The organism is Geodermatophilus africanus (assembly GCF_900107105.1).
Taxonomy (GTDB): Bacteria; Actinomycetota; Actinomycetes; order Mycobacteriales; family Geodermatophilaceae; genus Geodermatophilus; species Geodermatophilus africanus.
This window is the reverse complement of record NZ_FNOT01000007.1, coordinates 259484-266794: the sequence shown is the minus strand read 5'-3', so window position 1 is coordinate 266794 and position 7311 is coordinate 259484. Positions and strand designations below refer to the sequence as shown.

9 protein-coding genes are annotated in these 7311 nt (G+C 76.2%); 4 read left to right on the top strand and 5 right to left on the bottom strand.

The genetic code is table 11. The annotated features are described in order from the left end of the window. Window positions 1–345 (top strand): YsnF/AvaK domain-containing protein (locus BLW63_RS15210; RefSeq protein WP_139263572.1); only part of this gene is annotated, 345 nt, incomplete at its 5' end. 123 nt (window positions 346–468) lie between these two features. Here the strand turns inward: BLW63_RS15210 and BLW63_RS15205 are convergent. After that, window positions 469–738, bottom strand: coding sequence for a hypothetical protein (locus BLW63_RS15205; RefSeq protein ID WP_091157947.1), 270 nt, complete (start codon window positions 736–738; stop codon window positions 469–471). A 162-nt stretch (window positions 739–900) separates the two neighbouring features. On the opposite strand from BLW63_RS15205, the gene BLW63_RS15200 reads away from it, so the two are divergent. The 3 genes from BLW63_RS15200 (at window position 901) to BLW63_RS15190 (ending at window position 2970) form a co-directional block, all read left to right on the top strand. Then, a complete protein-coding gene (locus BLW63_RS15200; RefSeq protein ID WP_091157946.1) occupies window positions 901–1488 on the top strand; it encodes a hypothetical protein in 588 nt (195 codons plus the stop codon). Window positions 1489–1597: 109 nt separating this feature from the next. Beyond that, window positions 1598–2743 (top strand): EAL domain-containing protein, encoded by a 1146-nt coding sequence (locus BLW63_RS15195; protein WP_244522592.1) that lies wholly within the window; start codon window positions 1598–1600, stop codon window positions 2741–2743. A 53-nt stretch (window positions 2744–2796) separates the two neighbouring features. Then, the gene (locus BLW63_RS15190; RefSeq protein WP_091157944.1) at window positions 2797–2970 is read left to right on the top strand and encodes a DUF1059 domain-containing protein; all 174 of its coding nucleotides are present in this window, start codon (window positions 2797–2799) and stop codon (window positions 2968–2970) included. A gap of 105 nt (window positions 2971–3075) precedes the next feature. Here the strand turns inward: BLW63_RS15190 and BLW63_RS15185 are convergent, their stop codons facing one another. The 4 genes from BLW63_RS15185 to BLW63_RS15170 form a co-directional block, all read right to left on the bottom strand. Beyond that, the gene (locus BLW63_RS15185) at window positions 3076–5133 is read right to left on the bottom strand and encodes an HNH endonuclease signature motif containing protein (protein WP_091157943.1); all 2058 of its coding nucleotides are present in this window, start codon (window positions 5131–5133) and stop codon (window positions 3076–3078) included. Window positions 5134–5372: 239 nt separating this feature from the next. Then, window positions 5373–6074 carry a PIG-L deacetylase family protein gene (locus BLW63_RS15180; RefSeq protein WP_091157942.1) on the bottom strand — a complete coding sequence of 234 codons (702 nt, stop codon included), beginning with the start codon at window positions 6072–6074 and terminating at the stop codon, window positions 5373–5375. Then, window positions 6067–6630, bottom strand: a complete 564-nt coding sequence (locus tag BLW63_RS15175; protein WP_139263570.1) for a hypothetical protein — start codon at window positions 6628–6630, stop codon at window positions 6067–6069. The genes BLW63_RS15180 and BLW63_RS15175 overlap by 8 nt, the downstream gene beginning before the upstream one ends. 91 nt (window positions 6631–6721) lie before the next feature. Further along, window positions 6722–7285, bottom strand: a complete 564-nt coding sequence (locus BLW63_RS15170) for a hypothetical protein (protein WP_139263568.1) — start codon at window positions 7283–7285, stop codon at window positions 6722–6724. Window positions 7286–7311: the final 26 nt, after the last annotated feature.

Below are 7311 nucleotides of genomic sequence, written 5' to 3'. Positions count from 1 at the left end.
GTGGGCACCCGCAGCGAGGAGGTCGGCCGGGCCCGGCTGCGCAAGTACGTCGTCACCGAGAACGTCTCCGAGACCGTGCCGGTGTCGCGCGAGGAGGTCCGGGTCGAGCGCGAGCCGATCACCGACGCCAACGTCGGCAACGCCATGGACGGCCCGGCGATCTCCGAGGAGGAGCACGAGGTCACCCTGCGCGCCGAGCGCCCGGTGGTGGAGAAGGAGGCCGTGCCGGTCGAGCGGATCCGCCTGAACAAGGAGACCGTCACCGACCAGGAGCGGGTGTCGGCCGACGTCCGCAAGGAGGAGATCGAGGTCGACGGCGCCCGGGACACCGACCGCCGCAGCTGAGCAAGGCCCTCCTCCCTCCCCGCCCCTCGCAGGCTCAGGGCGGGCCCCTGGGAGGGGGCCGACAACGACGAGGCCCCGCCGGCGCGCTGCGCCGGCGGGGCCTCGTCGTGTCTGCGGGGTGGCTCAGGTCCCGGTCGGGGTGACGCCGAACATCAGCACCCGGCGCTCGATGTCGTAGTGCACCGTCGCGGTGTTGGCCAGCAGGTCCTGCAGGTTGTCCGCATCGTCGGGGTCGAGGGTGAGGACCTCCTCCCACGCTCCCTGGTCCAGCACGAGCTGCAGCGTGTAGGTGCCGGGCTGCCCGGGCTCCCCCGCGATCCAGCTGAACTGGTAGTGGCTGAGCTGGCGGACCTTGACGCTGTTGTCGGTGACCGGCTGCGGTACCTCGGGCACGGCATCTCCCCTCCGTCTGGGCTGCGCGGTGGTGCGCGGCCGCTGCGAGGCGGGGGTACCCGCGACGGCGGGCGGCACCCCTTCGCCCGGCGTGTCCGGGGGATGAGGGCGCGCTCACCGGCGTCTCACGGCGTCGTCACCGGCGCGGTCCAGCGTTCCCGGGTGACCGTTCCCCTCCTGCTCTCCCCCGTCCCGGCACTGCGGCGCGACTGGCCGCCGTCCCTCCACCTGCTCCTGGGCGAGGCCGCGGGCGACGTCTGGACGACGGTGCTCGACGCCGCCGGCGGCCGGCTGCGCGGCCTGCGCGTCACCTCGGCCGGCCTGCAGCCCGACGGGGCGGCGGTGGTGCAGTACGCCGCCGAGGTCGGGTGGGACGACGGCCGGGAGGTCGTCCCCGCCGTCCCCGCCGTCCCCGCCGTCGTCCTCGTCGTCATCCGCGTCATTGTCCGGCAAGGGCGGCGGCGGGACGACATGCGCGGGACCGGAAGCGGGACCCGGACCGGGACCGGGGTCGGCGGCGCGGGGGCGGGCGGCTGCGGATCCGGCTGCGGTGACGAGCCGGGGACCTCGACGATCCGGATGGGCTCCGGAAGGGAGTCGCGCTCGCTGGCGGCGGGGCGCAGGGCCACCCAGCTCGCCACGACGACGGCGACCAGCGCGGCTGCCGCGAGGAGCGACAGCAGGGCCGCGTGCCGGCGCAGTCGGGTTCGCACACCTGCACGCTCCCCGTCGCGCTGCACCCGGCGGTGAGAGCCGCATGAGAGTTCCCTCATCGGTGCCCGGCCTCACCCGACGTGGTGAGGGTGGGCAGCCCGGGCTGCGCCGCGCGTGCTCCGCTGCCGATGCGGACGAGGTGTCCGTGTCCCTGCCCGAGCGCACCGCCGTGGCACCGTGCGAGTGGGATGCCCGGCTGGCCGCGGTCTTCGCCGACCCCTCGCTGCTGCGCCTGGTCTACCAGCCGATCGTCGACCTGCAGCGGGGCACGATCGCCGGCTACGAGACCTTGGCCCGTTTCAGCACGCCGGACGGCCGGCCCAGCAGCGAGACGCCGGACCGGTGGTTCGCCGCCGCGGACGCCACCGGGCGCGGGGCCGAGCTGGAGGCGATCGTCGTCCGCCAGGCCCTGGCCGTGCTGCCCACGCTGCCGGCGGACTGCTTCCTGACCGTCAACGTCAGCCCCCACCTGCTCACCCAGCGCGAGCTGGCCGAACCGCTGCTGGCCGTGGACGACCTGGCGCCGCTGGTGCTCGAGCTGACCGAGCACCAGGCGGTGGGCGACCTGCGGCCGCTCATCGACCTGCGCGACCGGCTGCGGGCCAAGGGGGCGCTGCTCGCCCTGGACGACGCGGGGTCGGGCTACTCGGGACTGCAGCAGATGACCCAGTTCCGGCCGCAGCTGATCAAGCTGGACCGGGCGCTGGTCACCGGTGTGGACGGCGACGAGGTGAAGCTGGCCCTCGTCGAGATGCTGGGCGAGTTCGGCGGGCGGATCGACGCCTGGCTGCTCGCCGAGGGCATCGAGACCTGGGGTGAGCTGCAGGCGTTCCTGCGGCTGCGGGTGCCGCTCGGCCAGGGCTGGCTGCTGGGGCGGCCCGGACCGCCGTGGGTGCAGCTGGAGCCCGCGGTGCGGGACCGGCTGCGGCGCCAGGCCGCGCAGGCGCTGCTGACCGAGCACGTGGCCGGGCTGGCCGAGCCGGTCCTGATCGTCGAGGACGGCGTCGCGCCGGACGGGGCGGTCGGCGTCGAGGTCGACGAGTACGGGCACGCGTGGTACCTGCTGCTGCCGAACCGCCGCGGCGGCGACCCGCCCGGCCACCGCCGCGCGCCGGTGAGCCTGCGCGTCCCCGCGTCCGCGGGGCTCAGCGAGGTCGCCCAGCGGGTGGCCGCGCGCCCCGAGGAGACCCGGTTCGACCCGATCGTGTGCGTGGACGCACACGGCGCCGCCCTCGGCATCGTCCGCGTCGAACGGCTGCTGGTGCAGCTGGCCGCGGCGCACGCCGGCTGACGGACCCCCGCCGTCCGCCGGACGGCGGTCTCTCCCCACCCCCGGAGGTACCCGTGAAGCAGTTCGCCTGTGGCGACGTCGTCCCCTCGTGCGGCCGGACGTTCACCGCGCCGACCGACGACGACATCCTCGCCGCCGTCGCCGGTCACGCCCATGACGACCACGGCCTCAGCGACATCCCGGCGAGCCTGATCGGCCAGGTCCGCGCCGCCATCCGCAACGCCTGAGCCTCGCGGCACGCCGGGCACCTGCTGGTCCGTCCACGACGAGCCCCGACCCCGTCCGGGTCGGGGCTCGTCGTGTCTGCACGTCCGGCGCAGGGCGTCGTCGGGTCAATAGGGGGGTGGGTCGGTGACCGCGACCAACCCGCTGGGAGCGGTGACGGTCAGGGTGCCGTCGGGAGCCAGGGCGTAGCTCCAGCCGGGCGCCTGGTGCTTGCCGCGGTGGTCGGCCGTGCAGAAGCCGGCCAGGTTGGCCGCGGCGGTCGGCCCGTCGGGATACCGCTCGACGTGGTCGAGCTCCCCGGCCTTGGGGATGCGGCGGCGGCAGCCGGGGAAGCGGCAGCGCCGGTCGCGGGCGCGGGTGAAGCGGTCCAGTGCCGCGGCCGGCCGGTAACCGTCGGTGGCGGGCGGAGCGCCCAGGCCGGGGCGGCCGGTGAGGTCGTGGCCGCAGGTCTCGGGCCGGCGTCGGCAGGCGGGACGCCCACAGGCGCCGACCCGGCGCAGCTCGGGCAGGTCGGTGAGGGCCAGCAGGGCGCCGCTGACGGCGTCGGTGACCGCGATGCGGGGCCGGTCGGCCAACCCACCGCCGGCGGTCGCCGACAGCAGGGCGGCGAGGTCCTCGCGCTGGCTGTCGGCGGCGGCGGCCAGCGCGGCCAGCGCGTCACCGGCCGCGGCGACCCGCCCGGCGGTGCCGGCCCGCCAGGCGGCCTCGTCGGCGGCGTCGGCCCGCTGCGCGGTGCGCACCGACTGCTGCGCGGCGCCCAGCGCCAGGCGAGCGGCGTGCACCGCCGCGCCGGCGTCCTCCACCGCGCGGTCGGCGGCGGCCCACCAGCCGTCACCGGCGGTGCCCACGGGCGTGTCCGGAACAGATAGCAGCGGGTCGCCGTCGTCGCCGCCCGGCGGATCCGGATCGTGGGCGTCGAGCCACTCGCCGGGATCGTGCCAGCCGCCGACGTCCCACCCGTCGGCCTCCGGGGGCCGGCCCGGCTCACCCGGTGCGGGAGCGTCGCCGAACGCGTCGCGCACCAGCTCGTCCAGCCACCGATCGAAGTCCGCGGCACGCAGCTCGGCGACGGCCCGCTCGATCGGGCCGCCCGCCACGTCCACCGGCTCGGGAGCGCCGCCGACGAGGGAGGACACGTCGGGTGTCGCGTCCACGGCGGCCCGGTCCGGGCTGGTGGTGGCGCCGGCAAGCGTGGCGCCGTCGGCAGGTTGTGCTGCCGGGTCGGCGACGGGGTCGAGGCCGGCGAAGGCGCGGGCCAGCTGGCGGGCCATCTCGGCGGGCACCGCGTGCCCGTCGACCTCACCGGGCTGGTCCCCACCCAGCGCGGTGTGCACCGAGGTGACGACGGTGAGCAGCGCCTGCACCGGCGGCAGCCCGGCCTCCCCCGGCCGCAGCACCAGGTCCAGCAGGCAGTCCACGAGCCGCTGCCCGCGCGTGCGCCCGTCCCCCGGCTCGGCGTCGAGGGCGTCGACACAGGCGGACAGCGCCCGGTAGAACGCCTGCCCCTCCGGTGTGCTGCACACCACCGTCACCACCGACATCCCCGGCGTGCGGTCCGCCCGCAGCGACACCCCCCGCTCGGCCAGCGCGCGGGCCAGGTCCCGCGCCGCCTCCCGGGCGTTCAGCCGGGTGACCACCCGCCGCACCCGGTCGGCCAACGCCGCCGGGGTGGTCACCCGGTTGCGGGCGGCCAGCCACGCCAGCAGGTCCGCCTCGACCGTCGCACGCAGCGCGTCGTCGGCGATCGGTGCGACGTGCTCGAGCAGGCACCACAGGTGATCCGGGTGCAGCAGGCCGCGCTCCAGCGCGTCGAGCACCCGCGGCAGCCGGGTCACCAGCGTCAGCGACCGCGCCAGCTCCGCCTCGGCCTTCGCCACGCTCACGTCCAGCGCGATCGACAGCTCCTGGGCGGCCCACTCGCTCACCGGCCGCAGCACCTCCGGCCGCGCCGCCCACCGCTCGGCGCTCATCGCGCCGCGCTCGCCCTGCGCCCGGTCCGTGCTCGCCGGGCGGGTCGCGGCGAACGCCGCCACCGCGCGGGCCCGCAGCGCGGTCTGCCGCGAGATCTCCCTCGCCGCGGCCTGCACCGCCCCCAACGGCCCGGACGCCCACCCGACGGAAGGCGCGCCAGCACCACGAGTGCCGGTCCGCGCCCCGCCGTCCATGCATTCGATCGTATGTTCGAACGCGCCCGCACCGCAAGAGCTAAGACGCAGGTCAAGGCGGCAGAACTCGTTCCCGGTCGGCGACGGGACGGGAGGGACGAACGCGGGCCGGCCGGGCCCGAGAAGGGCGACATCGACAGGAGCGGCACCGGAGCCGTCCCGAGCGGCAACGCGACGAGCCCGGTAGTCCGGGCCGGCGTACCGGCCCCGATCACCGGGCTCGTCCGAGGTGCTCCGCGTCAGCGGCCGTTGACCCCCAGGGAGGCCGGCAGGGTCAGCCGGAGGGTGTCCGGGACCTCCTCCGCGGTGCGCCGCGGGCTGGGCAGCAGGTCGATGACCAGACGGGTGGGCGCGAACGCCTCCGCGTAGCCGATCCGGGCCTGGGCGCCCCAGTGCCGGGCCGAGGCCACGACCGCGTCGGGTTCCACCATCGCCGACATCTCCACCTGCGAGGCGTGCGCGCCCAGGGCGGCGAGCTTGCCGGAGAGGTAGGCGGTCACGTCGACGAAGGTCGTCGGGTGGAAGGTGAGCGTGGACGGGCTCTGGTAGTGCATGACCCGCGACAGCCGGCGGGCGGCCGACAGCGTCGCGGCGGCGACGGCGCGGTGGTCCTGGTGGCTGTCGTCGGGCGCGTGCACGTACACGACGTCGGCGTCGGTCTCCTTGATCGCCCGCTCGACGACGGCGACCGTGGCGGCGTCGGGCGTCACGGTGCAGTCGACCTGGCCGCCCCACAGCAGCCTGGCGCCCAGGGTGCGCGCGGCCTGCTCCTGCTCGAGACGCCGGCCGGTGATCACCGCGTCGTCCCCGGGGCCGTTCTCGCCACCGGTCATGACCAGCATGGTGACGGCGTCGCCGGCCGCCGAGTGGGCCAGCAGGGTGGCGCCGCAGCCGAGCTCGATGTCGTCGGGATGGGCCCCGACCGCGAGGACCCTACGCATCGTCGCGTCCCGCAGCGGCCAGCGCCCGCTTGCGCGCCCGGTGCACGAGGGCGGCGCCGACGACGCCGGCAGCCACCAGCCCGATGGCCGGACCGGTGCCGTTGCCCTCCTCCGGCAGCTCCGTCGACGCCGGGCAGACCCGGGACGCGCCCGCTGCCGCCCGGTAGTCGAGCGTAAAGCCGTCGAGCACCCAGCGGGCGCCGGCGTTCAGGTCGGCCTGGCTCACCGTGGTGGTGAACGCGCCGTTGACCGTGCCGGGCTCGAACGACGTCGGCGGCAGGGACGCGAACTTCGACGGGGCGGCCTGGTTGTCGGCGCCGCGCGGGATCGTGACGGTGCTCGACGAGGCGTTCACGTAGCCGACGACGACGGTCCAGGACTTGTTGCTGTTCTCCTTGTAGCAGTTCAGCACCGGCTCGACCGTGTACGTGCCCGCCGCCGAGGCCGTCCCCGGCGAGGCGACGAGCCCCACCAGGCCGATGACAGCGACCAGGGCCGCGCGGGAGGCACGCGCGCGCAGGCGACGTGCCCTCGAAGACCTCAAGAGGCCGTCCATGACGTGAGTCCTCGTGTCCGGGGCGGCGGACCCGCCCGACGGGGTCTCATCGGCAGGTCCTGCCCGTTCCCGTAGCCCCAGCTGCCCCCTCTCACCCCAAGGGGTGGGACGGCACTCGTGCACCGTCCCGCGCCGCGACCTCCAGGGCGCGCGCCCGCCGGCCGGCCCGCCGGACCAGGACGACGCCCAGCACGCCGGCACCGGCCAGGGCGATCACCACGCCGGTGCTGTTGCCCTCCGCCGGCAGCTCCGTGGGCGACGGGCAGGCCGTCGCCGAGCCGAGGCGGGCGGCGAGGTTGGTGCCGTCCAGGTGCCACATCGGCCCGGCACCACGGGCGACGGTGACCGTGAAGACGCCGCGGTGGGTCCCCGGCCGGAAGGTGGTCGGCTGGGGGACGCCGTAGGTGACCGGCGTGACCTTGTTCCGGGGTCCCGACGGGATGCTCACCGCGGAGCCGGACGTGTTGCGGTAGCCGAACACGGCCGTCCAGGTGCGGTCGCCGTTGGTCAGGACGCAGTCCAGCAGGGGCACCACCGTGCCCTTGGCCGAGGCTGCGCCGGGTGTGGCGATGAGGGCCACGACGGCGACGACCGCCACCAGGGCGGCACGCCGGAGGAAGCCGCGGGCGCGCGGCGACGGTGGTCTGCTGTCCATGACCGGGTCCTCGTGTCCGGGGGCGG

Coding starts and splice junctions, on each gene's coding strand:
- BLW63_RS15180 (WP_091157942.1), bottom strand. CDS start 6,074: ATGCGTAGGGTCCTCGCGGTCGGGGCCCATCCCGACGACATCGAGCTC.
- BLW63_RS15170 (WP_139263568.1), bottom strand. CDS start 7,285: ATGGACAGCAGACCACCGTCGCCGCGCGCCCGCGGCTTCCTCCGGCGT.
- BLW63_RS15185 (WP_091157943.1), bottom strand. CDS start 5,133: ATGGACGGCGGGGCGCGGACCGGCACTCGTGGTGCTGGCGCGCCTTCC.
- BLW63_RS15175 (WP_139263570.1), bottom strand. CDS start 6,630: ATGGACGGCCTCTTGAGGTCTTCGAGGGCACGTCGCCTGCGCGCGCGT.